Annotated in this window: 11 protein-coding genes; all 11 read left to right on the forward strand. The window is 38.4% G+C overall.

Going from position 1 to position 15885, the window contains the following annotated elements; all coding sequences use genetic code 11:
* Positions 1-101: 101 nt before the first annotated feature.
* The 11 genes from AOB46_RS06175 (at position 102) to rpoB (ending at position 15776) form a co-directional block, all read left to right on the forward strand.
* The gene (locus tag AOB46_RS06175; protein WP_062697375.1) at positions 102-1730 is read left to right on the forward strand and encodes a T9SS type A sorting domain-containing protein; all 1629 of its coding nucleotides are present in this window, start codon (positions 102-104) and stop codon (positions 1728-1730) included.
* Positions 1731-1901: 171 nt separating this feature from the next.
* Positions 1902-2654, forward strand: a complete 753-nt coding sequence (locus tag AOB46_RS06180; protein WP_131724326.1) for a hypothetical protein — start codon at positions 1902-1904, stop codon at positions 2652-2654.
* Positions 2651-4267, forward strand: coding sequence for a zinc-dependent metalloprotease (locus AOB46_RS06185; RefSeq protein ID WP_062697380.1), 1617 nt, complete (start codon positions 2651-2653; stop codon positions 4265-4267). The genes AOB46_RS06180 and AOB46_RS06185 overlap by 4 nt, the downstream gene beginning before the upstream one ends.
* A gap of 235 nt (positions 4268-4502) precedes the next feature.
* Positions 4503-4946, forward strand: coding sequence for a 50S ribosomal protein L11 (rplK, locus tag AOB46_RS06190; RefSeq protein WP_048511988.1), 444 nt, complete (start codon positions 4503-4505; stop codon positions 4944-4946).
* Positions 4947-4957: 11 nt separating this feature from the next.
* Positions 4958-5650 (forward strand): 50S ribosomal protein L1, encoded by a 693-nt coding sequence (rplA, locus tag AOB46_RS06195; RefSeq protein ID WP_062697382.1) that lies wholly within the window; start codon positions 4958-4960, stop codon positions 5648-5650.
* Positions 5651-5666: 16 nt separating this feature from the next.
* The gene (rplJ, locus tag AOB46_RS06200; RefSeq protein ID WP_062697384.1) at positions 5667-6260 is read left to right on the forward strand and encodes a 50S ribosomal protein L10; all 594 of its coding nucleotides are present in this window, start codon (positions 5667-5669) and stop codon (positions 6258-6260) included.
* A 46-nt stretch (positions 6261-6306) separates the two neighbouring features.
* Positions 6307-6675 (forward strand): 50S ribosomal protein L7/L12, encoded by a 369-nt coding sequence (gene rplL / locus AOB46_RS06205; protein ID WP_062697387.1) that lies wholly within the window; start codon positions 6307-6309, stop codon positions 6673-6675.
* 270 nt (positions 6676-6945) lie between these two features.
* A complete protein-coding gene (locus AOB46_RS06210) occupies positions 6946-7470 on the forward strand; it encodes a hypothetical protein (RefSeq protein ID WP_062697389.1) in 525 nt (174 codons plus the stop codon).
* 131 nt (positions 7471-7601) lie between these two features.
* Positions 7602-8765, forward strand: a complete 1164-nt coding sequence (locus AOB46_RS06215) for a hypothetical protein (protein WP_062697391.1) — start codon at positions 7602-7604, stop codon at positions 8763-8765.
* Between the two features lie 36 nt (positions 8766-8801).
* The gene (locus AOB46_RS06220; protein WP_062697393.1) at positions 8802-11399 is read left to right on the forward strand and encodes a T9SS type A sorting domain-containing protein; all 2598 of its coding nucleotides are present in this window, start codon (positions 8802-8804) and stop codon (positions 11397-11399) included.
* A 555-nt stretch (positions 11400-11954) separates the two neighbouring features.
* Positions 11955-15776 carry a DNA-directed RNA polymerase subunit beta gene (rpoB, locus tag AOB46_RS06225; RefSeq protein WP_062697396.1) on the forward strand — a complete coding sequence of 1274 codons (3822 nt, stop codon included), beginning with the start codon at positions 11955-11957 and terminating at the stop codon, positions 15774-15776.
* Positions 15777-15885 lie beyond the last annotated feature (109 nt).

The following is a 15885-nucleotide window of genomic DNA, read 5'->3' on the forward strand; positions in this document are numbered from 1 at the left end:
GGGTGGTAGTTTTAGGACGTGAAGTGGTAAGTATGGGGGTGATTTTAAATGATTTTTAGGAAGATTGTCTTCCTTTGTTTCATACTTAAAATAATACCGCAATGAAAAAACTACTTATTCTTTTGATGATTACATCAATTGGCTTTTTGGGAAAAGCACAATGGAATTCCATATTGGATCAAAACCTTTTGGTAACCAATCCCGGATCCGGATCTTCTTTTGCTGCAACAACAAGTGACGGGAAGACTTATATCGGATATTGGAAAAGTGTTCCTGCTCCTGTAAATTATGAACTATGGCTGCAGATCCTGGATGTGAACGGAAATAAAATACTTCCCGATGGTGGCGTTATGCTTAGTAATCAGATCCCGATGAGTACCTATACTATTTTCGAAAGAACAGCAGTAGATGCTTCTGATAATTTTTATATCGGTGTTACAGGAACAGGTACAGGAACCAAAGGATATGTTTTTAAAATTACACCTGATGGCACATCAGTATGGCCTAACGGAATTAATTTGGGAGAAGCCTATCTTCCCACCATTCTGCCGCTGTCTAACGGAGATATAATTGTTGGGTATTTTCCGCCAAGTCAAAAATATACAAAAGTTCAGAGGTTTAATACTTCCGGCCAGCCGGTATGGGAAAATCCGGTTCAGATTATTTCTGATGATGCTGCTAAAAATACCATTCCTGCTGATCTTTTTGAGCTCTCAGACAATCAGTTTGAAATTATTTTCCACAAGCAGATGTCTTTTGGAACAACAAGTTACCTGTTTGCACAAAAGCTAAGCCAGGATGGAGCCGTAATCTGGAATACTCCAAAACAAATCTCTACCAAATCTGTGGCTTATAATGCAAAATACAGCGGAGCAGCTGATGGGGGCGTTGTGTATTATGGATACAGCACCGGTGAATCTTCAAGATTTGATGGATATTTACAGAAGATCAATACAGACGGAAGCCTTCCATGGGGAACAGCAGGGGTGGATTTTGATACCAATCAGACTTATTTTGAAAAAGATATGAAAATGGCCTTCACGCCTGGATCTCCTTATATCTGGGCAATTGCAAATTACAGCACTTCTTCACAGGCACAGAACGGAGAATTTGTACAAAAATTTGATAAAAATACGGGAGTAAGACTTTTTACGGATCATGGCAAGCAGGTATTTGCCATTGACGATCTTTCGATGTATCATTATGGTGATTTGTTTCTGATAAATGACAAGCCTTATTTTGTCGTACGAAAAAAAGCGGATTCCTCACCTCTTGGTTTTTCACTGAATGCTGTGCAGTTGGATGGTAGCGGTAATTTTGCCTGGCCTGAACAGTATCTCCCTTTTGCCACTTTTCCAGCCTCTAAAGCTTATGCCAGTATATTAAAGCCTATAAACGATCAGGCGGTTATTGTATTTCAGGAAAAAAAGACTACAGACAATACAGCTGCGATCTATGCACAGAATCTTAAGCTTCCAGGCTTAAATTTGGCGGTTAATGAAACTTCCGGTAAAGCTTCCTCTCTAAGAATATATCCTAATCCGACGGTAGATGTAATTCATATAGAAGGTCTGAAAGATCAAGAATTTACAATCTATAACACTGCTGGTCAACTGGTAAAATCCGGAATGATAAATCAGGGAAAAATAGAAGTAAAAAATCTTTTAAAAGGAAATTATATTCTTAAAATTAAAGAAAAGAAAGAAGGTTTGAAATTCATCAAAAAATAAAATGAGAGAATGAATGCAGAAGCAAAATAAAAATGAGAGAAAGAGTACTGAAAGTGCTCTTTTTTTGTATGATCAAAACAGATTAAATTTTCTTAAATTATATCTTAGGTTCGGGAAATATTATTTAAATTTATAACATAAAAACTAAACCTAAAATTAAAAATTAATAACATGAAGAAAATTTTTCTTTTGACGTTCTTGTCGTGTATGGCTTTTAACAAAGCTCAAAGTTGGTCATTAACGGGGAATTCCGGAACGGATCCCGCAACTAACTTTATCGGTACAACAGATAATAAAGACATCGTCTTTAAGACCAATAATGCTGAACGGTTCAGAATTGCTGATGGCAGGATGTTTTTCAATATCAATACAATTGACGGAGATGGTATTGATATCATTGATAATACCCAAAATAAAAACAGCGGAACAGATGTGGTGTGGATTAAAAGCACCTACAGCCAGCCTAATGATATCGGATTGTTAACCATATCTACCGCCAACTGGCAGTATCCTATATTTTCTGCAAGAGAAAACGGGAAAATCCTGATGGGAGTGAATGCGTACAATGCTGGCCTGTCTTCATGCACAGACTGTAATAATTACAGACTGTTTGTAAAAGATGGTATCAAAACTGAAAAAGTGAAAGTTGAAATTGCCAATGCTAATGGCTGGGCAGATTATGTATTCAGTGACAGCTATAAACTGCTGCCTTTACATGAAGTGAAGAAATTTATCACATTAAACAAACACCTGCCTGAAGTTCCTTCAGCAGATGAAGTGGTAAAAAACGGTGTTGAGCTAAAAGAAATGAATGTCCTTTTATTGAAAAAAGTAGAGGAGCTTACACTGCACCTGATTGATCTGAATGAAAAGCTTGAAAAGCAGGACCAGAAAATACAGCAATTAGAAAAAAATAAATTATGAAAAAAATTATCTTTTTCCTAATTGTATGTAATGTATTTATTACCTTCAGGTCCCAGCAGACCAATGCACAGTCAAGAGCTTGTGTGATAGATGTAAGCGGTAAAAACCTTACCGCAGAATTACAGAAAAACAGCACAAATTGTGGTAATACTTCATTATATGCCTATCATTATCATGATAATCCCAGGTATATTCCCCAGGTAACCGATGATGTTATCTATGTGAAGCTGAACTTTATTTTCCCTACCAAGCCGGACGGAACAGGTAATTTTGAACAGAATAATCCTGAACACACTGCATTTCTTAACAGTTTTGTAGATATGATCAATTATCGGCTTGCTAATCTCGGAAGCCCGGATAGCGGATGTGAAAATACTTCCCAGCAGATCTCTGATACGAAGATAAGAGTAATCGTTAATAAAATCTGGAAAGTAGATCCGGCATGGGATTTTCTCGTAACAGGTTTTAACCCCGCCAATAATAATCCTTATGATAACAATAATGTTTTAATGCCGGGAAATACATATTACTATTCTTACTACGATACTGATCCCAGTATTCCTCCTGGAATTAATATTACATTTCCCAATAACGGGCAGATCTATACTGAATATCAGAATGGGAACTTCAGCCAGACACCTCTGGGCTGGGCGGCCTCTGAGTTCCCGTTTACCAACCAGTTTGATGCTAAATCCAGACAGCTGTGGCCGGATATTTATAACGGTTTTCTTCACAGGAAGCAGTTTGCTGTAGGAAACCCTGTTTTTGGAAGTCCTACCTGGGAAACTGTAAAGCAGTGGTATTATTCTGATATGGGAGCAAGAGCAATGGTGCATGAATTAGGACATAATCTGGGATTATACCATCACGACTGCGGTGCAAACCTGATGAGTTATTCGGCGGGAAATCATAATTATCTGAGTATTGAGGATGTTTCGATGATGTTTCAGACAGCTTCAGTAACCAGTGTAAGGCAGTATTTTACAGAAAATTCATTTAAAAATACCTATTTAAACGTAAACTCTGATGAGCTGTGGGATATCAATTTCAGGAATTATTCAAATGTGAAAATTGATAATAATTCAAGCTTAAAAGTAACCTGTAAACTGATTATGGCTCCCCAAAGCAGAGTGGTCGTTAAAAGCGGCAGTAATTTCATTATAGAAGGTGCTGATGTGAGATCAGCCAACGATTCTTCCTGGAATGGAATAAAAGTAGAAGGAACCGGCTACTGCTTAATTTTACCGGATACAAAAATAGATAACGGATATTTCTATGTGTATGCAGATAATACACCTCTGCCGGTCACTAAAAATGCGGTCGATACTCAGGTCATCAGACCAGAGGCAAGAGTGAAAGCGGAAGGAAGGCCGGATGCATCCGATTCATCCGATTCATTTAAAATTTATCCAAACCCTACAGGCGATTTTATTAATATCCGGACGGATGATGAAATTGTATCCGTTGCCATCTACAATGCTTCCGGAAAAAGAATCATAAATCATGCAGGACAGACTAATAGAATAGATGTACAGTCTGTTCCGTCCGGAATGTATCTGTTGGAAATTAAAACGAAAAATAAAACCATCACCGAAAAATTCATTAAAAAATAAGCAAGCAAAATTAATTATTAACAATAAACTAATTACTGTTCAGCAATGAGCAGTATTTTTTTTGACTGCATATTTAACTTTTATTCATGTAATTAGATAATTATTGTTTGCTATTTCAAAAATATTTTATACTTTTGCAGTCCGAAAAGTAGGTTTATTGTTATGTGAGTGCATTAACCTGCTGAATAATAAATGCTTCCAAACTCATTAATTATTCAAACTAAAAAAAATTAAAATGGCTAAGAAAGTCTTTAAAATGGTAAAGCTTCAGGTGAAAGGTGGCGCAGCTAACCCTTCTCCACCAGTAGGTCCGGCTTTGGGTTCTGCAGGTGTGAACATCATGGAGTTTTGTAAGCAATTTAACGGAAGAACCCAAGACAAGCCAGGGCAAGTTTTACCTGTAGTAATTACAGTATACGAAGACAAATCTTTTGAATTCGTTATCAAAACTCCACCTGCAGCAATCCAGTTAATGGATGCGGCTAAGATCAAAGGAGGTTCCGGTGAACCAAACAGAAACAAAGTAGGTTCTGTATCTTGGGATCAGGTTAAGAAAATCGCTGAAGATAAAATGGCAGACCTTAACTGCTTTACATTGGATTCAGCTCTTTCTATGGTTGCAGGTACTGCTAGATCTATGGGATTGAGAGTAACAGGAACTAAACCAACTAACGCTTAAAACTTAAAGAAATGGCAAAATTAACTAAAAAGCAAAAGGAAGCTTTAAGCAAAGTAGAAAAAGGAAGAATCTATAACCTTGAAGAAGGTTCAGCTCTTGTAAAAGAAGTGAACACTGCAAAGTTTGATGCTTCTGTAGATATCGCTGTAAGATTAGGAGTAGATCCAAGAAAAGCAAACCAAATGGTAAGAGGTGTAGTATCTCTTCCTCACGGAACTGGTAAAGATGTTAAAGTATTAGCTTTAGTAACTCCAGATAAAGAAGCAGAAGCTAAAGAAGCTGGTGCTGACTATGTTGGTCTTGATGAATACCTTCAGAAAATCAAAGACGGTTGGACAGATGTTGACGTTATCGTTACTATGCCTGCTGTTATGGGTAAATTAGGACCATTAGGTAGAGTATTAGGACCAAGAGGTTTAATGCCAAACCCTAAATCAGGAACTGTTACGATGGAAATCGGTAAAGCGGTAACTGAAGTAAAAGCTGGTAAAATCGATTTCAAAGTAGATAAGTATGGTATCATCCATGCAGGTATCGGAAAAGTATCTTTCGATGCTGCTAAGATCAAAGAAAATGCTCAGGAACTTATCCAGACATTGATCAAAATGAAGCCAACTGCTGCTAAAGGAACTTATGTAAAGAGCATCTACCTGTCTTCTACAATGAGCCCGGGTATTGCAATCGATACTAAATCTGTTAACTAATATTTATCCTAAGACAATGACAAAAGACCAAAAAGTTGTAGCAATACAAGAGATCAAAGATTTGCTTCAGGATGCAAAAGTAGTATACGTAGCAGATTTAGAAGGTTTGAACGCTGCTAAATCTTCTGACTTCAGAAGACAGGCTTTCAAGCAGAATATCAAAGTAAAAGTAGTTAAAAATACACTTTTACAAAAAGCAATGGAGCAAATTGAAGGAGTAGATTACTCTGAAATGTTCCAGTCTTTCAAAGGAAACTCAGCATTGATGATTTCTGAGACGGCAAACGCTCCTGCAAAATTAATTCAGGGATTCAGAAAGAAAGAAGAGAAGCCGGCGCTTAAGTCTGCTTTTGTTCAGGAAACTTTCTATGTTGGTGACAACAACCTGGACATGTTGGCTAACATCAAGTCTAGAGAAGAAATGATCGGTGAAATCATCGGATTACTTCAGTCTCCAATCCAGAGAGTTGTTTCTGCTCTTCAAAACAAACCTGAAACTGTAGAAGCTAAAGCTGAAGAAGCAGCTCCTGCAGTAGAAGAAACTCCTGCTGCTGAAGCTCCGGAAGCTCCTGCTGCAGAAAGCACTGACGAAACGCCAGCTGCTGAATAATTACACTCAAAAAATTAAATAAATAATCAACAAAAACATTACAACAATGTCAGATTTAAAAAATTTAGCTGAAACGCTAGTAAACCTAACAGTAAAAGACGTAAATGAATTAGCTGCTATCCTTAAGGATGAGTACGGAATTGAGCCAGCTGCTGCTGCTGTAGTAGTTGCTGCAGGTGGTGCAGGTGATGCTGCTGAAGAAAAGACTGAATTCGATGTAATTCTTAAGTCTGCAGGTGCTTCTAAATTAGCTATCGTTAAATTAGTAAAAGATTTAACTGGTGCTGGTCTTAAAGAAGCTAAAGATATCGTAGATGGTGCTCCTGCTCCAATCAAAACTGGTATCTCTAAAGACGAAGCAGAAGCTCTTAAGAAGCAACTTGAAGAAGCTGGTGCTGAAGTAGAATTGAAATAATTCATTTTACTATAAAATAACAAGCCTGAGTACTTACTCAGGCTTTTTTTGTGCTCTTTATATTGGTTTTAGTAGTTTATAGGCAATTGTATTTAAATATCTATGGAAAATAATAAGTCGTATTTGATTATTTTTATTTAATTTTCAATATTTAACATAATTAATTAATTATTTTATTCAAAAATTAGCTTTTGAATTATAAAATATTATTAAAATATTGTTTTTATTAAAAATTTACTATATTTGTAGTGAAAAAAAACACATGCACATTTGAAAAGAAATTATCTTCTTTTCTGTAATCATATTGCATTTTGCTCAATAGGAATATTGGCAACGTTGATTATAGGAAGCCAAAATAAAGAGTGTCAGCCATATTCAGAATGGTCCGCATCATTATTCTCTTATTCCGGCGTATCTTATACTATTCCAGCTGGGGATAGTCATGGAGATGGTATAAACAATAGTTTGTCTTATGAATCTGATCAGTTGGAAAATGAGGATCAAAATAATAACAGACTGGTTTCTCTCCAGAGTCCTAAACAATCGTCTTTTTTAGCTTATACCTATAATTTTATATTTTCCTTAAGTAAAAATATTTTTTCAAAACTTATTTATCACCGTATTACTGAATGTTCAAAAGATTTTTTTTCCGGCATTCCGTTATATGGTACAGAATTAAGCATAATTGAAACTGTACAGCATTTAAATACAGATGCATTGTTATCTGCAGAAGACTTCAGGAGGTCAAAAGGCTTTGCATCTATCGTTAAAATTCCGGATAAACCTTTTACTTAATCTGCTAAAGCAGTTTTTACTGCTCTTTATACATTCCTCTTTACTTTACTGAATTCCCAAGTAGGGAAAGGTTTTCTATGCCACATTAATTAAAAAAACACACATAAAAAACAACAAATATCACTAGAAAAATGAAAAACAAATTATTTACGATCGCAGCATTGTCTTTAAGTTTTTGGGCATGCGCACAAGTAGGAATCAATACAAATGATCCGAAAGCGAGCCTTGACGTCACAGGCTTTCCAGCCATAGCCGCTAAACTGGATGGAGTTATTGCCCCAAGACTCACCGGGGATCAGCTGAGACTGAAAACATATACCAGTGCCCAGACAGGAGCAATGGTTTATGTAACAGCAGCAGATACTAATCCTGGTGGGCAGACCGTAGCAGTATTATCACCCGGATATTATTATTTCGATGGGACAAAATGGGAGCAGTTCGGAGCAGACTGGCATACAGCCGGAAATATAGGAACAGTTGCCGCCGCAGCAACTCTTGGTACAAATATCACTACAGGCAATTATCTGGGAACAGCAGATGGACAGAATCTCGTACTGGCTACCGGTAAGAATGTTAAAGGAATCCTGGATACCAATGGAACCTTACAGGGAGGAAATATGAACGCCTCAGGACCATACGCTTCTTTTACATGGGGGTCCAATAATTCTCTGGGAAATACAAGTTCGTCCAATGTTGCTTTAGGAAGAGATAACACCGTCTCAGCACAGGGCGCAAACTTTCCGGGAATCGCTATAGGAATGAAAAATACAGCTGCCAGTGGTGCTAAAATTATTGGAAGCAATAATACCGGGACCGGTGCCACTACTTTGGTGTTTGGAAATGGAAATGACCTTATCAATGCATCAGGCATTACCATTGGAAACAACAATAGAAATGACGGTGGGCTTGTTATAGGTACCGGAAATACAGCCAGTATAAGTAATATGGCTTTCGGAGCCAATTCTACAGCTTCAGGAAGCGGTTATGCTTTAGCTGTAGGATTTTCTGCACAGGCAACCTCAAACCAGTCGGTGTATGGCAATATAATGCATGTTTTTTCCGGGCAGGGTGCGGTAGGTACTGCTGCTACGGATGTAGGAATTAATATGGCTCCCAATGGGAATAATTTTGCAGACCTTGAAATAAGCAAGGCAATCCTGATTAAGGCAAATACTAGGCCTGTATGCGATGCTTCCAATGCCGGAACCATTATTTATGAAGTGTCATCATCAGTTGGAAATTTCGTGGGATGCAGGCAAACCGGAGCTTCCACTTATGCGTGGCAGAACCTTTAATTAAAAAACACACAACTTTAAATAAAAACAAACAAAATGACAAGAAAATTATTTGGAAAACTTGCTGCGGTGTTGATGACATTGATAATGTCAGCAATGATTTTTGCACAGCAGGGGTATGAGCCTATCCGTGGGATGGGAGTAGAAGCAAAACCTGTTAATAATTCAGGAATTTGCCTTGCATGTTATAACGGGAGCATGAATCCTGTGGTAGATGCGGATCTGAACAACAAGGTAAGCATGGGCAACTTTGCCTCTCTGGTGAGCGGGAACGGAATATCTGTAAAAAATACAAATACGACGTATCCTGCCGGATATATTACAGGTTTTAATGTGGATCTGGGAACCAGCTTTATTACCGTAGACCTTTTAAGTTCATTAAGGATCAGTACTTATAAAAATGGAGTGCTTCAGGAGAGTACTACCAGCAGTACACTTCTTTCAGTTCCGGCATTCGGAGGAAATAAAAACAGAATCTTCCTGCATTTTAAGACAACAAAAGAATTTAATGAAGTAAGATTGTATCAGACCAATGTACTTTCGGTATTCAGTGCAATGAATGTGTATTATGCGTTTGCATTTGATCCGGCTAAAGTACCTGTTGATACCAATGGAATTTGTGATGATATCATTGCCGGAAGCGGTGTAGACGGGAATGTTTCCGGAAGCAGCAGCTTCATTGCCCCGCTTTCTTTTGTTCAGAACAGAGAAAGAATCGGGGACGGAGATAAAAACTCATATGGTTCAATTGTACTTCCTGCCGGGCTTTTGGGATCTTATTCTGTAGGAGTACTGGATAAAAACCAGGTATATCCTGCCGGAAACAGAACCGGATTTGTGATTTCTCCTGATGATGAAGGAAAACTTTTAAGTGCGGAATTTCTGAAAAATATTACCGTTGAAACCTATTTATACGGTCAGCTTCAGGATTCAAGAACATTATCTGATGGCGGAGGTCTTATCAATATTAAAGTTCTTGGATTTGGATCAGGAAAACAGAAAGTAACCGTTACCACTACCAAGCCATTTAATGAAGTGCGCCTGAAAATAACGCAGACTGTAGGAGTGAATTTGGGTTCTTTAAAAGTATATTATGCGTTCGAAGAACCTGTTGCCTGTGACTGTGATGATAAAATCCAGACAAACGGTTCCGCAATCCCGGGAAATCTGGTAACAGGAACAAGCTGGACGTCCGGGCCGGGATTCTTAGGGCTTATCCTTGCAAAAATGACAAATCCCGAAGCTATTGTAGACAACAATCCATCTAATTATGCAACAGCCACTATTCCGGCAGCTTCTGTTTTCAGTATTTTCTCAGCATATGCAACAGTTGGTACCAACACTATGATGCCAGCTAATACCTATGCCGGATTTACTCTGGAAAAAGCGGCCAATCTGATCGGAGTAAGTATCCTGGAGAATATTACCGTGACATTGTATAACGGGAATACCCTTACAGACACATTTACAAGTACGGGAAGCCTGATCAGCGGAAACTTTTTTACCACAAATTCCAATAAGTTTTATGTTGGAGGAAAAGCGACCAAACCTTTTAACAGGATTAAAGTAACTTTTTATAGCGGTACAGCCGTACGTCTTCCTCAAAGCTATAATATCTATAATGCTTTTGCCAGCAGAGATGATGATAATGATGGAGTTCCTAACTGCTTTGATCAATGTCCGAACGGCAATGACAGTATTGATAATAATGGTAACGGTATTCCGGATTGTGCGGAAGGCTGTACGGTTGTTAACGATAAATCGCCTGCAATAGATACAGATGGTGACGGAATCGTAGATGCGTGTGATCTTGATGCTGATAATGACGGTATTCCGGATGAAATAGAAGATGCTGATAATGACGGGAAATTTGAAAATGATGATGCCGAAGGAAATCTACTGGTTATTCCGGTTCTTGGCGATTCAGTTCCTAACTACCGTGATCTGGATTCGGATAATGACGGTATACTGGATCTGTTTGAATCGGGTATTCCTGTTTCAGTGATTAACCAGATTGATGCTGATCATAACGGTATTATTGATAGTAATGTAGCGGTAGGGCAAAATGGTATTGCCGATATTCTGGAAACTTATCCGGATTCCGGAGTGATGAAATATCAGATTAAAAATACGGATGGTGATGATAAACCGGATTTTCTTGATCTTACTTCCAATGGTTCAGAATTTGACCTGTATGCAATCGGTAAAGATAATCTGGATGATCTTGGTGGTGGATTTATTTCCAGAATCAACGATATGGACAAAGATGGCATTCAGGCTGTGGTAGATACAGATCTTGTAAAAAGAGGAGCTCCGGATTCCCCGCTTTCCCCCTATGCAACACTGCTGAAAAATGCACAGATGAAAACAGCTAAAGCAATAGGTACTGAAATTACAGAAGCTGCTGCAGATACTAAAATTTACCCTAACCCGGTAAAATCTGGTGAAAATCTTAATCTGAGATCAGAAGAAGGAGGAGTATATACCATGTTCTCCGGCCAGGGCCAGTTGATTAAGACCGGTCAGTTTAGCGGAAATACAGAAATCAGTACTTCTTCATTACCTGCAGGGGTTTATATCATTAAGATAGAGGCTAAGTCGACTGTAAAATCTTATAAGGTAATTGTAAAATAACAAAAAATATAATAATCTGTATATAAAAGAAACCACTCTTTTGGGTGGTTTCTTTGGTTGTGTGTCCTCCTTCAAGGCTGATATCTCTACTATAAAATTAAGGTATTTTTCAATGGAGAAGTCCAGGTTTTTCGGAAGTCATAAAGTCAAAGCTTTAAAATATTAACCGCTTCATTTTGAAGTGGTTTTATTTGTTCATGTGGAAAATATTTTGTACCTTTGTCCCTCTTTTGGCGCGAATAATTGTTTGTATATCTATAAAATATTGAATATCACCTCTTTCATGAAAATGAAAGGGCTTTTGTGTATATAGATATTGCGGCGATCTCTGCCTCAAAAGTAATAAAAATATTTTGCATTACGCTGTGAAAAGATATACCAGCGTTGCAGTTAGAAGTCGGATAAAGACTTAAAGAATTGAGAATAAAGAATAAAGACCTGATAATTGCGCCAAAATTTTCTTGCTTTTTCTTTTCTCCAGCCTCTTTTTCTTTACTTTCTTCTGATATTTTTGTAATTAATCAAAATATTTTTTAACCCTTTCTTAAAAGTTTTATGAGTAAAACAACAGCAACAACTAGGGGGAATCAGAGAATTAACTTCTCTTCAGCGAAAGGAAAAATTATCACTCCTGACTTCCTGGATATCCAGATCGAGTCTTTTAGAGAATTTTTCCAGCTTGATACTCTTCCGGAAGACAGAACAGACGAAGGTTTGTACAAGACTTTCCAGGAAAATTTCCCGATTACTGATTCCAGAAACCAGTTCGTATTGGAATTTTTGGATTATCTGGTAGATTCTCCACGTTATTCAATTGATGAGTGTGTGGAAAGAGGATTAACGTATTCAGTGCCTCTTAAAGCAAGACTTAAATTGTATTGTACAGACCCTGAACACGAGGATTTCCAGACTGTGGTTCAGGATGTGTACCTAGGCCCGGTTCCTTACATGACGCCTAGCGGATCTTTCATCATCAACGGTGCAGAGAGAGTTATCGTTACGCAGTTACACCGTTCACCTGGTGTATTCTTCGGACAGACTTACCACGCTAACGGAACCAAGCTTTACTATTCAAGAATTATCCCTTTCAAAGGATCTTGGATGGAATTTACAACCGATATCAACAGCGTAATGTATGCGTATATCGATCGTAAGAAAAAGTTACCATTAACAACTTTATTAAGAGCTATCGGTTATGAGTCTGATAAGGATATCCTTCAGATTTTCGACCTTGCTGAAGAAGTGAAAGTTTCTAAAGCAGCACTTAAAAAAGTAGAAGGAAGAACATTGGCTGCGAGAGTACTGAACACATGGTTTGAGGACTTCGTAGACGAAGATACAGGTGAGGTAGTTTCTATCGAAAGAAACGAAATCATCCTGGATAGAGAAACAATTCTTGAAAAAGAACATTTAGATCTTATTCTTGATGCTGGCGTGAAATCAATCCTGATTCACAAAGAAAACAGCAATGAATTCTCCATCATCCAGAATACATTACAAAAAGACCCTACCAACTCTGAAAAAGAAGCGGTAGAGTACATCTATCGTCAGTTAAGAAATGCAGATCCGCCAGATGAGGAAACGGCAAGAGGAATCATTGAAAAATTATTCTTCTCCGAGCAGAGATACTCTTTAGGTGAAGTAGGACGTTACAGACTGAACAAAAAGCTTGGGCTTAACATCCCTACTACAACTGAAGTTCTTACCAAAGAAGATATCATTGCAATCGTAAGACACTTAATCGAACTTGTTAACTCTAAAGCAGAGGTTGATGATATTGACCACCTTTCTAACAGAAGAATCAAAACTGTTGGAGAGCAGCTGGCAGGGCAGTTCGGAGTAGGTCTTTCAAGAATTGCAAGAACAATCAAGGAAAGAATGAACGTTAGAGATAACGAAATCTTTACTCCGCTTGATCTTGTAAATGCGAAGACATTAACATCCGTAATCAACTCGTTCTTCGGTACCAACCAGCTGTCTCAGTTCATGGACCAGACCAACCCGCTGTCAGAGATCACTCACAAGAGAAGATTGTCTGCCCTAGGGCCTGGTGGTTTATCAAGAGAAAGAGCAGGTTTCGAGGTTCGTGACGTTCACCATACCCACTACGGAAGAATCTGTCCGATTGAAACTCCGGAAGGACCAAACATCGGTTTGATTTCCTCTTTAGGAATCTATGCAAAAATCAACAGACTTGGTTTCATTGAAACTCCATACAGAAAAGTAGAAGACAGCAAGATTGATCTTAATGCAGACCCTATTTATCTTAATGCAGAAGACGAAGAAGATAAAGTAATTGCTCAGGCAAACGTTGAATTGAGTGATAACGGAGACTTCTTAACAGACAGAATTATTGCAAGACTGGATGGTGATTACCCTGTAGTGGAGCCTTCTCAGGTTAACCTTATCGATGTTGCACCAAACCAGATCTCCGGTATTTCCGCTTCATTAATTCCATTCCTGGAGCATGATGATGCGAACCGTGCATTGATGGGATCCAACATGATGCGTCAGGCCGTTCCTTTGTTGAAGCCACAGGCTCCAATCGTAGGTACAGGTCTGGAACAACAGGTTGCCAAAGATTCAAGAATTCTGATCAATGCTGAGGGTACAGGTACTGTAGAATATGTAGATGCTGATAAGATCACTATTAAATATGAAAGAAGCGAGGACGAAGATTTAGTACAATTCGAGTCTGCTACTAAAACATATAACCTTACCAAGTTCAGAAAAACCAACCAGAGTACAACTATTACGCTAAGACCAAACGTAAGAGTAGGTGATGTAGTGGAAAAAGGACAGGTTCTTTGCGACGGTTACGCTACTGAAAACGGAGAATTGGCTCTTGGTAGAAACCTGGTAGTTGCGTTCATGCCTTGGAAAGGATACAACTTTGAGGATGCAATCGTAATCAACGAAAAAGTTGTACGTGAAGACTGGTTTACTTCAATCCACGTAGACGAATACTCTCTTGAAGTTCGTGATACCAAATTAGGTATGGAAGAGCTTACAGCAGATATTCCAAACGTATCTGAAGAAGCTACCAAAGATCTTGACGAGAACGGTATGATCAGAATCGGTGCAGAAGTGAAGCCTGGAGATATCATGATTGGTAAAATCACTCCAAAAGGTGAATCTGACCCAACACCTGAAGAAAAACTTCTTAGAGCAATCTTCGGTGATAAAGCTGGAGATGTGAAAGATGCTTCATTGAAAGCTGACTCTTCATTAAGAGGTGTGGTGATCAATAAGAAACTGTTCTCAAGAAACATTAAAGACAAAAAGAAAAGAACCGAAGAAAAACTTAAACTTGAAGAAATTGAAAACACTTACAAGGCTAAGTTTGACGAGCTGAGAAACACTTTAATTGAAAAACTAAACACGCTGGTAAGCGGTAAAACTTCTCAGGGAGTGAAAAACGACCTTGATGAGGAAATTATCGGTAAAGGAGTGAAGTTTACTCACAAACTCTTAACTTCAGTTGAAGATTATGTAAACGTTAGCGGTTCAGACTGGACAGTTGATGCTGATAAGAATGAATTGATCAAGCAATTGATTCACAACTACAAAATCAAATACAACGATATTCAAGGAGTTAAAAACCGTGAGAAATTTGCTATTTCAATCGGTGATGAACTTCCTGCAGGTATCATGAAGCTGGCTAAAGTTTACATTGCTAAGAAACGTAAACTGAATGTAGGAGATAAAATGGCGGGACGTCACGGTAACAAAGGTATCGTTTCAAGAATCGTTCGTGAAGAAGATATGCCGTTCCTTGAAGATGGAACACCGGTAGATATCGTATTGAACCCGCTAGGGGTACCTTCACGTATGAACATTGGTCAGATTTATGAGACAGTTCTTGGATGGGCTGGTCAGAAATTAGGATTGAAGTTTGCTACCCCAATCTTTGACGGAGCAAGTCTTGAGCAGATTACAGAGTATACAGATAAAGCAGGTCTTCCTAAATTCGGTCACACTCACCTTTATGATGGGGGTACCGGAGAAAGATTTACTCAGGCAGCTACAGTAGGTATTATCTACATGCTGAAACTGGGGCACATGGTTGACGATAAGATGCACGCACGTTCTATTGGACCTTACTCATTAATCACGCAGCAGCCGTTAGGAGGTAAAGCTCAGTTCGGAGGGCAGAGATTCGGAGAGATGGAGGTTTGGGCTCTTGAAGCATTCGGAGCATCCAACATCCTTAGAGAAATCCTTACCGTGAAATCGGATGACGTGATTGGTAGAGCGAAAACTTACGAAGCAATTGCAAAAGGTGAATCTATGCCTGAACCAGGTATTCCGGAATCATTCAACGTATTGCTTCACGAGTTACAAGGTCTTGGATTAGACGTAAGATTGGAGGAGTAAGATATCAGATGTCAGACACAAGATGTCAGACTATGGCACTCTAAGAATTTTATAATCCTTGAATTTGGAATGATGATTTCGTCTGAAATCTGAAATCTGAAATCTAAAA

It is taken from the genome of Chryseobacterium indologenes (assembly GCF_001295265.1).
GTDB lineage: Bacteria > Bacteroidota > Bacteroidia > Flavobacteriales > Weeksellaceae > Chryseobacterium > Chryseobacterium indologenes_A.

Coding starts and splice junctions, on each gene's coding strand:
- AOB46_RS06175 (WP_062697375.1), top strand. CDS start 102: ATGAAAAAACTACTTATTCTTTTGATGATTACATCAATTGGCTTTTTG.
- AOB46_RS06180 (WP_131724326.1), top strand. CDS start 1,902: ATGAAGAAAATTTTTCTTTTGACGTTCTTGTCGTGTATGGCTTTTAAC.
- AOB46_RS06185 (WP_062697380.1), top strand. CDS start 2,651: ATGAAAAAAATTATCTTTTTCCTAATTGTATGTAATGTATTTATTACC.
- rplK (WP_048511988.1), top strand. CDS start 4,503: ATGGCTAAGAAAGTCTTTAAAATGGTAAAGCTTCAGGTGAAAGGTGGC.
- rplA (WP_062697382.1), top strand. CDS start 4,958: ATGGCAAAATTAACTAAAAAGCAAAAGGAAGCTTTAAGCAAAGTAGAA.
- rplJ (WP_062697384.1), top strand. CDS start 5,667: ATGACAAAAGACCAAAAAGTTGTAGCAATACAAGAGATCAAAGATTTG.
- rplL (WP_062697387.1), top strand. CDS start 6,307: ATGTCAGATTTAAAAAATTTAGCTGAAACGCTAGTAAACCTAACAGTA.
- AOB46_RS06215 (WP_062697391.1), top strand. CDS start 7,602: ATGAAAAACAAATTATTTACGATCGCAGCATTGTCTTTAAGTTTTTGG.
- AOB46_RS06220 (WP_062697393.1), top strand. CDS start 8,802: ATGACAAGAAAATTATTTGGAAAACTTGCTGCGGTGTTGATGACATTG.
- rpoB (WP_062697396.1), top strand. CDS start 11,955: ATGAGTAAAACAACAGCAACAACTAGGGGGAATCAGAGAATTAACTTC.